This window comes from Merdibacter massiliensis (assembly GCF_900155395.1).
Classification (GTDB): domain Bacteria; phylum Bacillota_I; class Bacilli_A; order Erysipelotrichales; family Erysipelotrichaceae; genus Merdibacter; species Merdibacter massiliensis.
This window is the reverse complement of record NZ_LT699706.1, coordinates 24,127-43,070: the sequence shown is the minus strand read 5'-3', so window position 1 is coordinate 43,070 and position 18,944 is coordinate 24,127. Positions and strand designations below refer to the sequence as shown.

The following is an 18,944-nucleotide window of genomic DNA, read 5'->3' as shown; positions in this document are numbered from 1 at the left end:
TATTTATTTCGTGTGTCCACTTTAGTGGGATCATATCACTTATCTAGAAAACTGCTTTTTTATTCCATAAATTCAAATTCATAACCGCAGATGAGCACAGTATCGCCGTCTTGACAACCTGCATTGCGTAAAGCTTCATCAATGCCCAGTGTACGCATCTTTCGAGCAAAGCGCATAAAATCTTCCTCATTATTTAACTTGCTCATTTCAAACACACGCTGTAAACGTTCTCCGGTAAGCTCCCATAAGCCGTTTCCACGATCATGGATTTCATAAAGAGGTTGCTCTGGTTCAAATTTATAAACCACGCCTTCGTTTTGTTCTTCTTCACTGTCATCAAATAATGGAAATTGCGGTGTTGTCTCTAATAAATCAGCTGCACGGTATAAAACCGGATCTAGCCCTTCTGCAATGATCGTTGTCGTCTCAAAGACTTCTACATCTGGATAAGCTTCTTTAAAACGTTTCAGGTTCTCCTGTGCAGGTTCAAGATCCATCTTATTTGCTAATACGATCTGCGGACGTTCCATTAATCGATATGCATAACTAGCCAATTCATCATTGATGATCCGGTAATCCTCTAGCGGATCTCGTCCATCATTTGCCCCCATATCGATTACATGGATGATCACCCGGCAGCGTTCGATATGACGTAAGAATTGATGTCCCAGTCCTTTCCCCTGGCTGGCCCCTTTGATCAGGCCCGGAAGATCCGCCATGATAAAGCTCCTTCCATCCGGTACTTGCACCATCCCCAGATTAGGGGCAATCGTTGTAAAATGATAGTCTGCAATCTCTGGTTTTGCCTTAGAAACAACAGATAATAAAGTCGATTTGCCAACCGATGGGAATCCAACTAATCCGACATCCGCTAAAACTTTTAATTCGACCTCTACATCAAATTCTTCACCGGGCTCTCCCAGTTCACTGTATTGAGGAGCGGTATTGCGGCTTGATTTAAAATGATAATTTCCGCGTCCTCCTTTTCCGCCTTTGGCAATGATCGCCTCTTGCTCGGGATGAGTCAGATCCGCAATGATACGGCCTGTCTTTAAATTTTTTACCACGGTTCCCAGCGGAACCTTGATCACATAATCTTCTCCATTCGCTCCATGCATCTTCTTTGTTTTGCCATTTCCACCAGGTTTTGCTTCCATACGGCGGTTATAACGTAAATCTAACAAAGTTGTGCGGCCAGTATCTACACGAAAGATAACATTTCCACCATTACCGCCGTCTCCGCCATACGGGCCACCATAAGCCACATATTTCTCGCGGCGAAAAGCAACAATGCCGTCTCCGCCTTTTCCGGCCTTTACATGGACTTTCACTCGGTCTACAAACATATGCTCACCTCCATTTACAAAAGAAAATCCCCGTCAAGGGGATTTTTTCATTATGCCTGTGGATAAACAGAAACTTTCTTTCTGTCTTTTCCTAAACGCTCGTATTTAACAATACCGTTTACCATAGCAAATAAAGTGTCATCTCCACCCTTGCCTACGTTTGTACCTGGATGGATCTTCGTTCCACGCTGACGGTAAATGATAGAACCGGCATGAGCAAACTGGCCATCGGCTAATTTAGCACCTAAACGTTTTGAATGTGAATCACGGCCGTTCTTTGTAGAACCAACTCCCTTTTTGGAAGCGAATAGCTGGATATCTAAAACGAATTTCATATCTACACCTCCTGTACTTTGATATGGATATAACTGGAATAACTCTCTTCCATTGTCTGCAGCGCGATCAACGTGGCCTTCATCAATAGCTGACCTCGTTCATCCGCTTTTTTCTGTCTGATTTTTACATAGCCTTCCTGCATGGAAAGCTCACAAGCTGCATTCGCAAGCTGATCGATGGCATTCAAAGCACCAACTAAGATGCTGCTGACTCCTGCACATACCAGATCTTCTCCTTTAGGAGCTTGACCTGCATGTCCCGTTACGACCAATTCCAGAATTTCTTCTTTATCTTTGCGAACGTTCACCAAGACCATATTAAGCCTCGATTGATTCGATTACGACCTTTGTATATGGCTGACGATGACCCTGTTTACGACGGGTACTTCCCTTCTTTGCCTTGTATTTCACGATCGTGATCTTTTTGCCTTTTCCTTGTTTTTCAACTTTAGCGTTTACTTTAGCGCCTTCTACATAAGGTGCACCTACCTTTGCAGCATCACCGCCAACGAATAATACTTTGTCGAATACAACAGTATCGCCTTCAGCAGCAGCTAGTTTTTCTACAAAGATAACAGCTCCTTCTTCTACACGGATTTGTTTTCCACCAGTTTCGATAATTGCGTACATACTCGCACCTCCTTTAATTTCATTCATCTCAAGACTCGCCATCCAAGGTGATGTTATCATGCTTAATGACCTTTTCTGTGCGGTTGTAAGCCATTAAAGGACATACAACATGTGTATATTACCAAAAGAACGACTTTCTGTCAATGTTCTTTTTTAAAATTGCTCATTGCGGCATTTCTACTGGCTGGATTGATTTTGCTAAACAGCTTTCTTCTCGATCGATCTTTCCTTCTACTAAAATAACAGCCCCTTTTTTCAATATATCTTTGGTGCGCTCATATAAGTTTGGCATGACCACGACATCAAAGCGCGCACTGTCATCCGCCACTTCAACAAACATCATCAGATCTCCGCGTTTCGTACGATGTTGACGTGTAAATACGATCATGCAAACAAATCGTGCGGGACCGCGATAATTTTGCAGTTTTAATAAATATGGCATATTGGGATCGATTGCCTGTCGAATTTCCGCAATAGGATGTGTACTGAGATAAAATCCAAATGCCTCTTTCTCTTTCTCGGCACGTACGCTTTTCCTTTCATGGATCTTGATGATGGGAATCTTGGAAGCTAAAGAAAAATCTAGATGTGCTCCATCTTCTTTCTCTACTTTGATGATATTTGCATAACGAATCAAATTATCCAGTGCGCCCAATAAAGTGGTCCGATTATAGCCAAACACATCCAAAGCCCCTGCATTGATCAAAGCTTCCAAAGCTTTTCGATTGATCTTTCGGATGCTCATCCGGGCGATGAAATCATAAGGATCTTTATATTCTCCATGTTGTTTGCGTTCCTCAATAATAAGCGGATATACAGCGGGCCCTACCCCTTTGATAGCAGAAAGAGGAAAACGCAAAGCTTTCTGTTCAATTTGATACTGTGCCGTAGAATGATTGACGCATGGCGGCAAGATAGCAATGTGTCTTCTTTTTAATTCAAAGATATATTCACTTGTCTTCTTTTCTGCACCGATGACACTATTCAATAATGCCGTATAAAAGTATAAAGGAGCATTTGCTTTCAAATAAGCCATCTGATAAGCAATCATGCCATAAGCAATTGAATGGGAACGATTGAAACCATAACGGGCAAACTTCATGATCAGACCGTAAACTTCCTGTGCCAGCTCTTTGGTATAGCCCTTTTTGACAGCACCGTCAATAAACATCTTTTCATATCGGGCAAGCGCATCCCCTTTTTTCTTAGAAATGGCTTTGCGCATGCTGTCTGCTTCAGCTAATGAAAATCCTCCCATGACAACACAGACCTGCATGACCTGTTCCTGATAGATCATGATACCATACGTATTTTTTAGGATCGGTTCTAAGCTGGGGTGTGGATAATGCACCAGTGCCGGATTTTCTCTGCAGCGCAGATACTCGGGTATATTTTCCATCGGTCCTGGTCGGAAGAGGGCAATGGTTGCGGCGATATCTTCAAAAGTTTTCGGCTGAATGCGGCGAATCAAGCTTTTCATTCCTTCCGATTCCAATTGGAAGACGCCCATTGTATCCACCCTTTGAATCAATTGAAAAGTTCGTGCATCATTTAATGGGATTTTCATCATATCGATCTGTTTCCCGCTGATTTGTTGAATATGGGCAACGATCTCGTTGATGATGGTCAAATTCCGCAAGCCTAAGAAATCCATCTTGATCAAACCAAGTTCTTCCAAATATTCCATCGTATATTGTGTAGCAAACATCTCTTCATCCAATTGAATCAAAGGACAAACACTTTCGATATCCTCCCTGCTTAAAATGATACCCGCTGCATGCAGCGAAGCATGGCGCGGCAATCCTTCTAATTGCAATGCAAGCTGATATAAATGTGTCAATTCTTTCGACAAATGAATGGTCTGTTTAAAACGAGGCACATTGTCCATGGTCTGAGAAAGCGTGATTTTTGGTGTATTGGGTACCATCTTGCACAAACTATCGATCTTTCTTGCTGCAATCCCCAATGCTTTGCCTACATCGCGCAATACTTGTTTTGCTCCCAATGTATTAAAAGTAATGATATGAGCGACATGATGAGCACCATAACGATGATAGACATAATCGATCACTTCCTGCCGGCGATCATCAGGAAAATCTGTATCGATATCCGGCATGGATACACGTTCCGGATTTAAAAAACGTTCAAACAACAAATCATATTTCAATGGATCGATATGCGTGATGCCTAAACAATAAGATACTAAAGACCCTGCCGCGCTTCCTCTGCCTGGGCCGATATAGATTTTTTGTGTTCTCGCGTAGCGAATAAAATCCCAAACGATCAAAAAATAATCCGTAAATCCCATCGAATTGATCACTTCAAGTTCATGCTGCAAGCGTTCTACATACGCTTTCGGCACCCTGGTCGATCCCATTCGTTTCGATAATCCTTTTTTGCATAAGGCATTTAAATATTGCACGGAGGATGCGCCCTCTTTATTTTCAAAAACAGGCAGATGGGCTTTCGGAAAAGCCATCGTCACATTGCAATCCGCTGCAATTTGATCACTCATCTGTCGGTCCTGCTCTTCGTATAAATGCTGCATTTCCTCTTTTGTTCGAAACCAGCGGCCGCTGCCGCTCTGTAACGTCTTATCATCCACCGTTACGCCCTGATCGACAGCACACAAGACACGATAAGCTTCTTCCTCTTGTTCGCTGGCATAACATACGCTGCTCAGCGCAACACAAGGGATTCCCATTTCCAACGCTATTTTTCTTAACAGCTGATTTCGTTGACACAAGAAACGGGAATCATTATTTACGATTCCGCAAACAAACTGCACGAAGCTTCGCTGCATCATTTGTAAAAAGCGATAAATGCCAGTTTCATCTTCATGAACCAGCAAACCATAAAGATAATCATTCTGGGTATCGCTGATGACATAACAATCTTTTGTATAAGAAGACAACAAATCAATCGTAAGCGTTTGATCTTCCGTATTGAGCCAAGTGCTTAAACGAAGCAGTTGTTGAAATCCTGCATCATTTTTTGCCAGCAATATAAAACCAACCTGTTCTTTTTCAGGTTCCAGTGTGCAGAAGATCTCCATTCCATAAATTGGTTTGATTCCTTGTTTCTCACAAGCATGACGAAACTCCATTGCCCCATGCAGCACATTGATATCACAAAGAGCCACGCTGGAATAGCCATACGCTTTTGCCAAAGATGCCACGCGTTCTATACGCATGCTCGATTTTAATAAGGTATAGGCACTACGCACCATTAATTGTGTTGTCATCTCATCACTCCTGCTTTTCTTTATTATACTACAAAATGCTCTGACAAAAAAAGAAAGGGAAATTGAATGGATTTCCCCTCCTCTATTTACTTATTTCTCGTACACGAACTTGCAGATCACGCAACAAGTCTTTCATATTGTCCGCTGTTAGATTTTTTATGCCGCAAGCACATTGATGTCCGCCGCCGCCATAGTTGTTTGCGATATCATTTAACGCAATATTACGTGACCGCAAAGAACAAGTGTAGATTTCCTCATGATCGACGCTTTCCATTTGGGTAAATAATGCCCAAACTTTGATTTCGAATACGCCGCTGAATACAAATACCTTTTCTTTTGCCTGCTGAAAAGTCAGCCCGAATCGTTCAAAATCACTTTTCTTGGCCAACGCATAGCCAACGCCGTCTTGAAATTTCATTTGCGAACGCAGCCAGTTCTCATAATAGAAATCTTTTAATGAAGTGCCAAAATGCTGCATCTGCAATTGCACGACATCCACGCCAAATGAAATCAGATAAGCAGCTGCCTGCAATGTATTTGTGCTGGTTGAAGAAATCGTAAAATTGATCGTATCTGCTATCAGGCCGCTGTACAGATATTGTGCAGAGCTCTTGCTGAGGATTTCCCCGTGTTCTTTCAATAAAAGAGCCAAGATCTCACAAGTTGCTGCAGCCTCTGGTTGTACGAGTTCTTCATCACAGTACTTTTCAACGAAAATATGATGATCGATCCGTATCTTTTTTACGGCCGTTTGCCAGCGAGCATCATCGATCCTTGCCGCATTGGATGTATCTAAGATAATGGCCAGAGAACGGGCAATGATTGCATCGTCAACTTGATCGATACAAGGAAAATATCTGCTGCTTGCACCGACACTGTTGCCAATCGCAAACACCTGTTTTTCTGGATAACGCTCCTGGATCCATGTTTTCAATCCAAACTGTGAACCTAATGCATCGGCATCCGCTAATACATGGCGAAAGATGACGATGGAGTCAAATGACTCGATCGCATCGATCAACCATTTTGCTTTTTCTTTCATCATTCTTTTACAAATCGATAAGCATCGCGAGCGATCATCAATTCTTCATTTGTTGGAATGAGCCAGATAGCAACTTTGCTATCATCAGTAGAAAGACACTTTTCAACACCACGTACACCATCATTTTTTGCATCATCCAACTGTGCACCGATCACTTTTACACGATCAATGATCCGTTTGCGCATATTGCCATCATTTTCACCAATACCACCGGTAAACACAATAGCATCCAACCCGCCTAATTGTACATAGTATGAACCGATAAAGCTGGCTACACGGTTAGCAAAAATGCTCTCTGTCAGGATGGCACGTTCGTTTCCTTCTTTGGCAGCATCTTCTACATCGCGTCCATCACTGGAAATTCCGCTAACACCAAGCATACCGGAATGTTTGTTCATGATATCTTCTACTTCAGCTGCACTGAGTCCTTCTTTCTTTTGCAAATATGTAACGATTGCCGGATCGATATCGCCGCAACGAGTTCCCATCATAACTCCAGCCAAAGGTGTAAATCCCATAGAAGTATTGATTGATTTACCGCCATCAACTGCCGTAATGCTTGCACCGTTGCCTAAATGGCATGTAATGATCTTTAAGTCTTCAACATTCTTATTCATCAATTCTGCACAGCGCTGTGATACATATTTATGGCTGGTACCATGGAATCCATAACGACGGATCTGATACTTTTCATAGTATTCGTATGGAATTGGATATAAGAATGTATCTGGCTTCATCGTTGAATGAAAGGCAGTATCGAAAACAAATGTATGGATGCAGTTAGGCAATGCTTCTTTGAAAGCATGATAACCAACTAATCCGGCAGGATTGTGCAGAGGAGCCAAATCACTTAACGACTCAAATTTCTTAGCAACTTCATCATCTACTTTTACTGATTCAGTAAATAACTCTCCACCATGCACTGCACGATGTCCTGCCCCTTTGATCTCATCTAAATGATCCACGATCTTATATTCAACCAACGCATTCAACAACATCTCTACGGCTTTCGTATGGTCTGGGATCGGTTCTTTTACTACCTTCTTTTCCCCATTTACTTTGATCGTGAAGATTCCTTCATCTAAACCGATTCTTTCAAACACACCGCTTGTCAGAACTTTTTCTTCTGGCATCTCAAACAGCTGAAATTTCAAAGATGAACTTCCGGCATTTACAGAAATAATTTTTGTCACTTTCTTTTTCCTCCTAAGATAATAACTCTTCTAATTTATTGAGATATGTGAATCCTTCTTCATCTACATGTGCTCGTAAAAGAGATACTAATTCTTTTATCTGTTCGCTTTGCCGCAATAGATGCAGACGATCCTCATATTCAGACAAGATTTTTGTTGAACGTTGGATATGATCCAACACTGCTGAACGGGAAATGGCCAATTCTTCACTGATTTCGGCAAGAGAAAGGTCTTCTCGATAATGCAATTGCATGATCATCTTTTGTTTTTCTGTCAAAAGATTTTCATACATATCCAGCAATAAGTTAATAACGAATGGATCCTTACTCATGCTCTCCCATACCTTCACAAATTCCATATAGATAACTTTCAATATCAAACGGACGTAAATCTTCCGGATGCTCGCCTAATCCGATATAACGGACCGGCAAACCCAGCTGATCACGTATAGCTAATACGATACCGCCTTTTGCAGTACCATCCATCTTTGTCAAGATGATGCCGCTTACCTTGGTAGCTTCCAAGAATACTTTTGCTTGTTGGATACCATTTTGTCCGGTCGTAGCATCCAATACTAACCATACTTCGTGAGGAGCACCGTCGATCTCTCTTTCGATCACGCGGCGCATCTTGCTAAGCTCATTCATTAAATTTACTTTATTCTGCAAGCGACCCGCAGTATCTCCTATCAGGTAATCACAATGATGTTCGCTTGCATAACGGCAGGCATCTACTAAAACAGCACTAGGATCTCCATTCTCTCTTCCCTTGATGCAAGGTACATGTAAACGTTCTCCCCAACGTGCCAGCTGATCCACAGCCCCTGCACGGAAAGTATCCGCTGCAGCCAAAACCACGCTATGTCCCAAATCAGTAAACGATTTTGTCAGTTTGGCAGCTGTCGTCGTCTTGCCGCTGCCATTTACCCCAACCAATAAGATGACCGTTGTTCCATCTTCATTTACCTGAATGGAAGTATCTTCATGTTCATTATACATTTCCAGCATCACGCTGATTAAGCATTCACTGATTTCTTCAAATGTTTTAAGATGCTGTTTTCTTGTTTCGCTTTCCAATCGAGAAGTAATTTTCTCTGCTGTATGAATACCTACATCTGCTTCTAGTAAAATGATCATTACTTGTTCTAAAAAATCTTCATCGACACCGCGAAATCCGTTTGCTAAATGACGTAAACGGTCGCCAAATGATTTTTTTGATTTATCCAACCCTTTTAAATAACGATCCGCATCTTCTTTCCCTTGTATAGAAGCCTTTAATTTTGCAAAGATTCCCATTACGCTTTCACCTCATCTTTTTCGACGATTTCCATTGCATCTGCTAATTTTACTTTTAATAAAGTAGAAACACCGTCTTGCTGCATCGTCACTCCATATAATTCATCACACTGTTCCATTGTGCCCGGACGATGCGTCACAACGATAAATTGACTTTCACCTCTGAACTGACTCAAGTATTTGGCAAATCGCTCCACATTTGCCTGATCCAGCGCTGCTTCAACTTCATCAAAGATACACAGCGGCATGGTTCTAGCCTTTAAGATGGCAAATAGCACGCTGATTGCGATCAATGCTTTTTCTCCGCCAGAAAACGTTCGAATGTTTTTTACCAATTTGCCCGGCGGCTGTACATCGATATCAATACCGGTATTCAGTACATCCTGTGGATCGACCATGACCAAAGAAGCGCGTCCGCCACCAAATAAGGATTTGAAGACCCCGTCTAATTCACTGTTGATCTTATAGAACATTTCACTAAATTGTTTGATCATCGTTTCATCCATTTCGTCAATGGCCTTCATGATCTTGTTGCTTGCTTCTTGTAATTCCTTACGCTGTCCATTTAAAAATTCATAGCGCGTATTGATTTCTTCAAATTCTGCCGGTGCATCTAAATTTACATTTCCCAGAGCAGAGATCAAAGAACGTAGTTCGCGTACACGTTCCCTTGCTCCTTCCATCGGTATATCTGTTTTCTGAGTCATTGCAAACTCTACCGTCATTTCATAGTCTGTATTCAAACGCTCAATTGCATTTTCTAAACGCGTCTGTGCTTTTGCCTTGGAAATTTCTATGTTTTGCATTTCTTGTTGCAATGCAGAGAGTTCACGTCTTGTCAAACGAATCGTCTGTTCTCTTCTTTCTACTTCATTTCCTGCAGCAGCTCTGCGTTCTCGCTTCATGCGGATCTTTGTATTCATATCATCGATTCGAGAATGAATCTCACTGATGGAAACGATTAGTTCGTCAGCCAGCTGTACCTGCATCTCATCATCTTTATCCTCAGGCGCCAGCTGTTCATAATCCGCCAGCAAACTTTCATATTTACTGCGTTTCACCTGCAGCACGGAATCAAGCTGCGCAAGAGCAATACGCAATTGCACCATTTGTGAGCTTTGATTCTCTTTTCGATTATTCAGCGATTGAAACTGTACACGCAGTTCTTTTGCTTTTTGATATTGTCCCTCCAGGCTTGCACTCACTTGTCGTAATTCTCTTTGCACATTCATTGGGGTCGTAGCATTTTTGATGGTACCGCCCGTCATGCTTCCGCCGCGATGGACGATATCTCCATCTAATGTTACGATTTTATAGCCATATTGCAATCGTTTTGCGATTTCATTTGCATGTTCTAATCGATCAGCGACCAATACATTGCCTAACAGTGCCCTTGCTACGATCCGATAACGATCATCGCATTCTATAAATTGATCACAACAGCCTAAAAATCCTTCACAATGCTGCGCGATGAACAAATGTTCTTTATTTACATTCCGCGGTTTTAAAACAGTCATCGGCAAAAAAGTCGCACGTCCGCCACGATTTTTTTTCAAAAAAGAAATTGCATTTCTTGCTGCATGCTCATCGCTTGCTACGATATGATACATAGCACCGCCTAATGCGTTAGAAATTGCATTTTCATAGTTCTCAGCCGGCAACAGCAACTCGCTGATAACACCTTCAATTCCCGGAAGACTTGCTTTTGCTGCAACGATGGAACGAACACCCTGCTGATGGTTAAACGGCTCTTTGATCAAGTTGTTCAATACATCCCGGCGATTTAATAATCGTTGATACATTTCCTGTGCCTGTTCCAGTTCCAGACGCGCACGGGTGATCTCTCCATCCAGCTGTGTGACCTGCTGCTTTGCTAATGCAAGATCATTGTCCATTTCTTCTTTGCGCCGTTTACGATCCTCATATTCAAATTTTGCTTCTTCCAGCATTGTTTTTAATTCTTTTGCACGTTCCTTGCTATTTGCATGTTCCAAAGCATACTTTCGTTTTTCGTTCAGCTCTACCTTGCGCCGCTCTAACCGGTTGCTTTCTTCCATTGCTGCCGAATAGTCTCCCTGCAGCTGATTAATTTCACGATCCAGTGCGTACATTTCTTTTCTTAATTCTTCATTTTCTACATCCTGTACCTGTATGGTCGTTTCATGCATTGCACATTGGGTATCTAAATCAAAACGGCGTTTTTCCAATGTTTCCATTTCTTTTTGCAAATGTTCGATTTCATCAACGAGTACATTGATCTCGATCTTAGAGAGCTCTTCTTTATATGAAATGTACTGCTGTGCTTTTTTTGCTTGCCGTTTTAAAGGATTGACCTGACGCTCAAGCTCTATGATGATATCTTCTAAGCGAGCCAGATTATCCTGGGTATTTTTTAATTTATGTAAAGAAACATTCTTTCTTTTCTTATATTTGGCTACCCCGGCTGCTTCTTCAAATAATGCTCTTCTTTCCTCTGGCTTTGCTTCCGCAAATGAAGAGATATTGCCCTGCGTGATGATGGAAAGCGAATCTCTTCCTAATCCTGTATCCATCACTAAATCCGTGATATCCTTTAATCGACATGGTGTCTTGTTGATCAGATACTCTGCTTCATTGTTTGCCCGGCGAAGACGGCGGGTAATTTCTACTTCATCATATGCGATATCAAAAAAACGCTTCGTATTATCAAAAACCAAAGTAACTTCTGCCAAATTGACAGCTTTTCTTTGAGCACTGCCGCTAAAGATGATATCGCTCATGTTATTGCCGCCACGCAGTGATTTTACGCTCTGTTCTCCTAATACCCATCGGATCGCGTCGTTGATATTACTCTTTCCGCATCCGTTTGGACCTACGATTCCGGTCACATCAGATTCGAATGTAATAATCGACTTGTCCGCAAAAGATTTGAATCCCTGCAGCTCTATTCGTTTTAAAAACATCCGCTGCCCTCCAATCACAATTCAATCAGTTTAGATTATATCATAGATTTTGCGTTTTAAAAAGAACTGGCGTATAATGTTCAAAAAGGTCTGGTGAAAAATCATGACAGAAAAATTGATGCGTGAAACATTTCGGCTTTCTTTTGGTGAAGAAGTAGGCAATGCCATCTCTCATGGTGTCATGGCCATCTGCTGTTTATTTGCTCTTCCTGTTTTTGCTGTTTACTCATTTGCTGTTGACGGACTTGCCCGTGCCATCGGAACTTCTATTTATCTGATCAGCATGTTCTTTATGTTTTTGATATCAACTATCTACCACAGCATGCCTTATCGTTCACAGCAAAAGTATGTATTCCGCAAACTGGATCATATTGCTATTTTGTTTGCCATCGCCGGCAGCTATACGCCTGTTTGCATTTCTATCATTCGCGGTCCGATCGGAATCCTGATCTTGGTGATCGAATGGACGATGGTATTTGCCGGCATCTTGTTAAAAGCCATTGCTAAAAAGAGTTACCCGATCCTCAGTGTGACCATTTACATGATCATGGGGTGGTGTGCCATCCTATTTCTTCCTACACTGCTATCGAAAGCAAGTCCACTGTTCCTATTTTTTATCATACTGGGCGGTTTGATGTATACGATCGGTGTCATATTTTACGCTCAGCCTAAACATCGCTATTTTCACTTCGTATGGCATCTATTTATCAATCTGGCCAGTATCTTTCACTTTATCGCACTCATGTTCTGTATATGAAAAAGCAGTAATAGGACCAAAGACAGTTCCTATCACTGCTTTTTTTTAAAATAAACGCGTAACATCATTGAATGTAGCAAACAACATCAAGCCGATCACCAAAGCAAAACTGCCCAGCATCACTGCATTCAATACCCGTTCACTTAATTTTCTACGGAAGATCTTTTCTAATATGACAATTACGATACGGCCACCATCCAGTACCGGAATCGGCAAAAGGTTAAAGATGCCGATATTTAATGAAAAAATAGCTAATAAAGACAAGAATGGCAACAAGCCAAGAGAAGCTGTCTGCGCAGTCACTTGATAGATGCCCACTGGTCCGCTTACGCTATTTAAGCCAATCCCTTGTACAAGTTTCGATACACTGCGGATGATCATCGTTGAATACTCGCCTAATTGCTGTGTACCAACTTGTATCGATTGCAGCGGAGTGATCTTTTCTATTTTTGATGTCAGATCAAAACCGAATAACCACATATTAGAATCTGCATCATAGGATGGCGTCAACTCTACACGCAGCTCTTTTCCATCTCGCAAAACAGTCAAGAAGGATGGTTCATCATGATAATACTGCACTTGCTCGCTCAAGCGTGTCACACTTACATTTTCTAATGTTTCTCCACCGCATTCCAGCGTCAAGATCTCGTCTCCAGCTTGTAAACCCGCTTCTTGTGCCGGAGAACCTTCTTGTACAGAATAAATGATGGGATCATTGTCGTTTACAGCTGTTCCCTGTACCATGCTGATTCCGATAAACAAGATCCATGCCAGCAAGATATTCATCGCAGCTCCCGCTGCCATGATGATGACTTGTTTCCAAGCACGAATGCCATTTAATCGGCGGTTCGCCGGTACGTTTCTCATCTCTTCAATTTCTTCGCTTCCATCATCCTCTCCGGCCATCATCACATAGCCGCCAAAAGGAATCGCACGAATGGAAAGGGTCGTTTCAGTAAACTTATGTGACCACAAACAAGGTCCCATCCCAATTGAAAATTCATGACAATATACGCCAAATGTTTTTGCCGTCATCAGATGTCCTAATTCATGAATAATGATGATAATACTTAATAATACAATAAATGCAATGATTCCTATCGTTATTGACCCGATGTTCATCCATGTACTCCTTCCTGTTTTTCCATGACAAAATCACGCGCCCATTGATCGCTTTTCTTTAAATCTTCTAGAGTAGGATGTTCGATAAACGGTGCACTTCTTACTGCATCGATCACAAGCTGTTCAATGTCAAGAAAGCGGATCTTGTTATGTAAGAATAATTCTACTGCACACTCATCTGCCCCATTCAGTATCGCACCCAGATTGCCTTTCTTTCTTCCTACATTATACGCAACTTCTAACAGTGGATAACGTACAAAGCTCAGCTCTTCAAAATGCAAGGCCGGATATTTGAAAAAATGAAATGGCTCCGCATTATGCATTACGAGCCGTCGCGGATAAGAAAGAGCATATTGAATCGGTAAACGCATATCAGCACTGCCCAGCTGTGCAAGGATCGCATGATCTTGATACTCTACCATCGAATGGATGACACTTTCACGATGCAAGATCACATCGATCTGATCAAATGGAAGATCAAATAAATAGTGTGCTTCGATGACCTCAAATCCTTTGTTCATCATTGTTGCACTATCGATCGTAATACGTCCTCCCATCTTCCAATTAGGATGTGCCAATGCTTCCTCTACTGTTACATCAACTAATTCCTCTCTGCTTTTATCTCGAAAACTGCCGCCGCTTGCTGTTATGATCAAACGACGTACTTCTTTGGGATCATTCCCCTGCAGACATTGAAAGATCGCGCTGTGCTCGGAATCAATCGGATAAAGATGACGATGGTTTGCTTTCAAGGCTTCTTTCACTAATTCGCCACCAGTGACCAAACTTTCTTTATTGGCTAATGCAACATCTTTTCCGTGTTCGATTGCATATAGAGTAGGATGCAGACCGCGAAAGCCAACCAATGCATTGACAAACAGCTCCGCCTTTGGCCATGCAGCCAATGCGAGCAAGCCTTGATCGCCCCATTCTACATGGAGATGCGGATAATCCTTTGATAAAAGCAACGCATCTTTTTCCTCCGCCACACAGATCATTTGTAACGAAGGCAGCATATCTATTTGCTGGCGCAGTTTGGATAAGTTATGTCCTGCTCCAATAGCAATAATTTCAAAATCTTCACTGTGATGCAAAATCACATCGATGCATTGCGTGCCGATCGACCCCGTCGAACCGGCTAAAGCAATTCGTTTCATAAAGCCATCACCACCATTGCTAATATACCAAACATCATAAAGTTAAATAACAAAGAATCTAATCGATCTAATATGCCGCCATGTCCGGGCAAGAGATTTCCAAAATCTTTGATCTGATAACAGCGTTTCATGGAACTAAAAGCAAGGTCTCCATACTGACCGCTAAAAGGCATGAACAGACATGTCAGCCAAAAAATCCGCTCATCTACACCAGGCAGCACAAACAACAATAATTTACCGATTACTACCGATAAGACAAAACCAGTGATCCATCCGGCAATGGCGCCTTCCCACGTTTTTTTAGGAGAAACCCGCTCATTCATCTTGTGTTTGCCAAAAAAACGCCCTCCAAAGTACGCCCCGCTGTCGCAGCCATAAGTTGCGATCAAGATCAACCAGATGTAAAGCGCATGCGATAAAACTTGTTCCAATGCATGCAATGTAAAGAAAAAGATCATAACATAGGATAAACAAAGGAAGCTGTCATTGGAAGTAAAATGCTCAGAAAATACAGGCAATGACAGGTAAAACAAGATGACCGCAGTAAAAAAAGCAAATAATAAATTCATCTGATAAACGGAAAGCAGATAAGAAATGACAACTGCCAAGATACTGAGTGGCATGATCATCTTTGGCCAGTGTACATGATCCTTTGAAAGGCTCATCATTTCAATACCGCCAACGATAACGACAAAAAGTTCCAATAAGCGAAAAGGCCATCCTCCATAAGCGATGATCGGAAACAAGACCAAAATCAAGATCAACGCAGTAATGATACGTGTTTTCATTTGCTGAGCCCCCCAAACCGCCGATCTCGATGATTATATTCATCAATGCATTCCTGCAACGCTTTTTCATCAAAAGCAGGCCATGCAACTGGCGTAAAGATCAACTCTGCATACGCAATCTGCCATAATAAGAAATTGGAAATCCGCAATTCACCACTTGTCCGGATCATCAGATCTACTGGGGGATATGCACTTGTCATCAAATAAGATGCAAAGATCTCTTCATTTAACGGAAGCAATGCACCTTCTTTTAATACATCCGCTGCATACGCTTGTGCCGCTAAGATGATTTCTCGCTGGGAACCATAATTAATAGCAATATTCAAGATCAGTCCCGTATTTTTTGAAGTGATCGCAACAGCATCTTCAATTACTTTTTGCGTTTCCAAAGGAAACCGCTGCAGTTCTCCAATGAAACACACACGAATGTTCTTTTCATTCAGTTCTCGAATATAACGCTGGAAAAACAATTTGGGAAGTTTGCATAAATAATCTACTTCATCCTGCGGACGTTTCCAATTCTCCGTAGAAAAAGCATACAATGTCAACACTTCCACACCGATGCGATTACATTCAATTGCAATGGTACGGATCGTATCTGCTCCTCTTTTGTGTCCAGCCGTACGTGGTAATCCTTGCGCCTTTGCCCAGCGTCCATTTCCATCCATGATGATAGCGATATGCTTTGGTATCTTACGTTCCATATGGTCCTCCGATCTAACGCATGAAAAATGCGCATAAAGCAAAACCCACAATACTGTGGGTATTCACTTTAAACTATACAGACATGATCTCTGTTGATTTTTCCTTCACAGCTGCATCGATCTTTTTCACAAATGTATCTGTCATTTTTTGAATCTTATCTTGAGCATCTTTTTTCATATCCTCGCTCATCTCTTTGTCTTTTTTCACTAGATCATTGCCGTCACGGCGGATATTTCGAATCACTACTTTACATTCTTCACCATATTTATGAGCTTCTTTGGCTAATTCTTTTCGGCGATCTTCTGTCAAAGCAGGTACGTTGATTCGAATTACATCACCGTCATTTTGAGGTACAAGACCAAGATTTGCCGCGGAAATAGCATGATCAACATCCTTTAAAATGGATCGATCATATGGTTTTACCACCAGTTGACGTCCTTCTACAACCTGGATAGAAGATATCTGGTTGATTGGAGTTGGACTTCCATAATACTCTACGCTGACTCTTTCCAACATATTCGCATTGGCACGTCCTGTACGGATCGTACGCAAATTGGCATCCAAATTTTCTAAAGCCTTGTCCATCTTGTTTTGTACACTATCTAAAATTTGTTTCATGCTTATTTATCCTCCATTGTTTTTCTGGAAATGACAGTACCGTTCACTTCACCTTTCACTGCTTTTACAATATTGCCACGTTCATTCATATTAAACACAACAAGATCGATATTATTATCCATACACATACTGGTAGCAGTAGAATCCATGACCTGCAATTCCCTCTGTAATAATTCCATATATGATAATTTATCAAACTTCTTTGCATCCGGGTTCTTCTTTGGATCACTGTCATAAACACCATCTACGCCATTTTTGGCCATCAAGATAACATCGGCATCAATTTCGCTGGCGCGAAGAGCCGCCGTCGTATCAGTTGAAAAATAAGGACTGCCTGTACCAGCTCCAAAAATGACAACTCTTCCCTTTTCCAAATGACGAATCGCACGGCGTTGAATAAATGGTTCAGCTATTTTCTGCATTTCTATCGCTGTCTGTACTCTGGTAGGCACATTTTTTTGTTCCAATGCATTTTGAACAGCCAATGCGTTAATTACAGTGCCCAGCATTCCCATATAATCTGCCTGTACACGGTCAACACCCATTTGTTCGATCAGTTTGCCGCGAACAAAATTTCCGCCGCCTACTACGATTGCCAAATCAACGCCAAGTGCATGTACTTCTTTTAATTCATCTGCCAATTTTGATAGCACCGTAGGATCAAAAGCGTACTCAGGTGAAGATAGAGCCTCACCGCTCAGTTTTAAAAGAACTCGTTTATACATCTTTCCATTATCCTTTCTGTTAAAAAACATACATAATATACCAATGAGATTATACAATAAATCCATCTGGATTTCTACCTTTTATAGCGGGTGCTTATATAAAAATAAACATGTTCCATAAAAAAAGCGGCAAATGCTTACCGCCTTTTCAATTCATTAACCTTTGATCTGATTCATTACTTCTTCAGCAAAGTTTTCTTCACGCTTTTCAATACCTTCACCAACAGCATAACGGATGAAGCTCTTCACAGTTGCGCTGCTTTCTTTCAAGAACTGAGATACTTTTTGATCTGGATTCAAGAAGAATTCCTGATCCATCAAGCACTGATCCTTGAAATGTTTAGAAAGCTTACCTTCGATGATCTTTTGTAACATTTGTTCTGGTTTACCAGCCATCTTAGGATCTTCTTTCATGATGTTTAACTGTACACCACGTTCATGTTCAACAACATCTGCTGGAATTTCATCACGAGTGATGTATGTTGGAGACATACTGGCAATTTGCATTGCCATGTTTTTGGCAACAGCAGCATCTTCTTTACCGCTTAATACAGACAATACAGAAATCTTTCCGCCCATATGCATATAAGCGCCGAAGAATTCATCATCTGCTTTTTCTACAACCGCAAAACGACGCAATGTGATTTTCTCACCGATCGTTGCAGTTGCTGTTGTGATCATATCAGCCAAAGTACCTTCTGCAGTCTTGCAAGCTAATGCAGCATCCATATCAGCCGGTTTGTTTGCAAGCAGTGCACCTTGGATCGTATCTAACAATGCTAGGAACTGATCATTTTTAGCAACGAAGTCTGTCTCTGAATTCACTTCAAAGATGACACCAGTATTTCCTTCTACTGCTACACGGCTCAAACCTTCTGCAGCAATACGGCCAGATTTCTTTGCAGCTTTTGCAATTCCTTTTTCACGTAACCAATCAATGGCTTTTTCGATATTTCCGTCACATTCAGTCAGGGCTTTTTTGCAGTCCATCATACCTGCGCCGGTTTTCTCACGTAATTCTTTTACTAAACTAGCAGTGATCATC

The 18,944-nt window shown here is 41.5% G+C and carries 18 protein-coding genes and 1 other annotated feature; of the genes, 1 reads left to right on the top strand and 17 read right to left on the bottom strand.

The genetic code is table 11. From position 1 onward, the window contains the following. Positions 1-59: 59 nt before the first annotated feature. The 10 genes from obgE to BQ9859_RS00180 form a co-directional block, all read right to left on the bottom strand. On the bottom strand, positions 60-1,346 hold the full coding sequence (obgE, locus tag BQ9859_RS00225) for a GTPase ObgE (RefSeq protein WP_075876199.1): 1,287 nt from the start codon (positions 1,344-1,346) through the stop codon (positions 60-62). 50 nt (positions 1,347-1,396) lie between these two features. Then, entirely contained in the window at positions 1,397-1,681 is a 285-nt protein-coding gene (rpmA, locus tag BQ9859_RS00220) for a 50S ribosomal protein L27 (protein ID WP_075876198.1), read from the bottom strand. A gap of 2 nt (positions 1,682-1,683) precedes the next feature. Then, complete coding sequence (locus tag BQ9859_RS00215; RefSeq protein WP_075876197.1) at positions 1,684-1,998, bottom strand: ribosomal-processing cysteine protease Prp; 315 nt, start codon at positions 1,996-1,998, stop codon at positions 1,684-1,686. 1 nt (position 1,999) lies between these two features. After that, the gene (gene rplU, locus BQ9859_RS00210) at positions 2,000-2,311 is read right to left on the bottom strand and encodes a 50S ribosomal protein L21 (protein ID WP_075876196.1); all 312 of its coding nucleotides are present in this window, start codon (positions 2,309-2,311) and stop codon (positions 2,000-2,002) included. Positions 2,312-2,332: 21 nt separating this feature from the next. Then, positions 2,333-2,406: a sequence feature (ribosomal protein L21 leader region), on the bottom strand. Between the two features lie 68 nt (positions 2,407-2,474). After that, on the bottom strand, positions 2,475-5,555 hold the full coding sequence (gene dnaE / locus BQ9859_RS00205) for a DNA polymerase III subunit alpha (RefSeq protein WP_075876195.1): 3,081 nt from the start codon (positions 5,553-5,555) through the stop codon (positions 2,475-2,477). Positions 5,556-5,637: 82 nt separating this feature from the next. Next, complete coding sequence (locus BQ9859_RS00200; RefSeq protein ID WP_235846356.1) at positions 5,638-6,600, bottom strand: DHH family phosphoesterase; 963 nt, start codon at positions 6,598-6,600, stop codon at positions 5,638-5,640. Continuing rightward, complete coding sequence (locus tag BQ9859_RS00195; RefSeq protein WP_075876193.1) at positions 6,597-7,790, bottom strand: acetate/propionate family kinase; 1,194 nt, start codon at positions 7,788-7,790, stop codon at positions 6,597-6,599. Before BQ9859_RS00195 ends, BQ9859_RS00200 begins: the two co-directional genes overlap by 4 nt. A 13-nt stretch (positions 7,791-7,803) precedes the next feature. Next, positions 7,804-8,121, bottom strand: a complete 318-nt coding sequence (gene ylxM / locus BQ9859_RS00190) for a YlxM family DNA-binding protein (RefSeq protein ID WP_075876192.1) — start codon at positions 8,119-8,121, stop codon at positions 7,804-7,806. Then, positions 8,114-9,085, bottom strand: coding sequence for a signal recognition particle-docking protein FtsY (ftsY, locus tag BQ9859_RS00185; protein WP_075876191.1), 972 nt, complete (start codon positions 9,083-9,085; stop codon positions 8,114-8,116). The genes ylxM and ftsY overlap by 8 nt, the downstream gene beginning before the upstream one ends. Then, entirely contained in the window at positions 9,085-12,027 is a 2,943-nt protein-coding gene (locus tag BQ9859_RS00180) for a chromosome segregation protein SMC (RefSeq protein ID WP_075876190.1), read from the bottom strand. The genes ftsY and BQ9859_RS00180 overlap by 1 nt, the downstream gene beginning before the upstream one ends. A 103-nt stretch (positions 12,028-12,130) precedes the next feature. Here BQ9859_RS00180 and trhA point away from each other — a divergent pair, with 103 nt between their 5' ends. Next, positions 12,131-12,784: a PAQR family membrane homeostasis protein TrhA gene (gene trhA, locus BQ9859_RS00175; protein ID WP_075876189.1), complete on the top strand. Its 654-nt coding sequence runs from the start codon at positions 12,131-12,133 to the stop codon at positions 12,782-12,784. A gap of 45 nt (positions 12,785-12,829) precedes the next feature. On the opposite strand, the gene rseP is transcribed toward trhA, so the two are convergent. The 7 genes from rseP to tsf form a co-directional block, all read right to left on the bottom strand. Next, positions 12,830-13,906, bottom strand: coding sequence for an RIP metalloprotease RseP (gene rseP, locus BQ9859_RS00170; protein ID WP_075876188.1), 1,077 nt, complete (start codon positions 13,904-13,906; stop codon positions 12,830-12,832). Further along, positions 13,903-15,063 (bottom strand): 1-deoxy-D-xylulose-5-phosphate reductoisomerase, encoded by a 1,161-nt coding sequence (gene dxr / locus BQ9859_RS00165; RefSeq protein WP_075876187.1) that lies wholly within the window; start codon positions 15,061-15,063, stop codon positions 13,903-13,905. The genes rseP and dxr overlap by 4 nt, the downstream gene beginning before the upstream one ends. After that, the gene (locus BQ9859_RS00160) at positions 15,060-15,851 is read right to left on the bottom strand and encodes a phosphatidate cytidylyltransferase (RefSeq protein WP_075876186.1); all 792 of its coding nucleotides are present in this window, start codon (positions 15,849-15,851) and stop codon (positions 15,060-15,062) included. The genes dxr and BQ9859_RS00160 overlap by 4 nt, the downstream gene beginning before the upstream one ends. After that, the gene (locus tag BQ9859_RS00155) at positions 15,848-16,555 is read right to left on the bottom strand and encodes an isoprenyl transferase (RefSeq protein WP_075876185.1); all 708 of its coding nucleotides are present in this window, start codon (positions 16,553-16,555) and stop codon (positions 15,848-15,850) included. Before BQ9859_RS00155 ends, BQ9859_RS00160 begins: the two co-directional genes overlap by 4 nt. 73 nt (positions 16,556-16,628) lie before the next feature. Continuing rightward, positions 16,629-17,174 carry a ribosome recycling factor gene (gene frr / locus BQ9859_RS00150; RefSeq protein ID WP_075876184.1) on the bottom strand — a complete coding sequence of 182 codons (546 nt, stop codon included), beginning with the start codon at positions 17,172-17,174 and terminating at the stop codon, positions 16,629-16,631. Positions 17,175-17,176: 2 nt separating this feature from the next. Continuing rightward, positions 17,177-17,899 carry a UMP kinase gene (gene pyrH, locus BQ9859_RS00145; RefSeq protein WP_075876235.1) on the bottom strand — a complete coding sequence of 241 codons (723 nt, stop codon included), beginning with the start codon at positions 17,897-17,899 and terminating at the stop codon, positions 17,177-17,179. A 156-nt stretch (positions 17,900-18,055) separates the two neighbouring features. Next, positions 18,056-18,943 (bottom strand): translation elongation factor Ts, encoded by an 888-nt coding sequence (tsf, locus tag BQ9859_RS00140; protein ID WP_075876183.1) that lies wholly within the window; start codon positions 18,941-18,943, stop codon positions 18,056-18,058. Position 18,944: the final 1 nt, after the last annotated feature.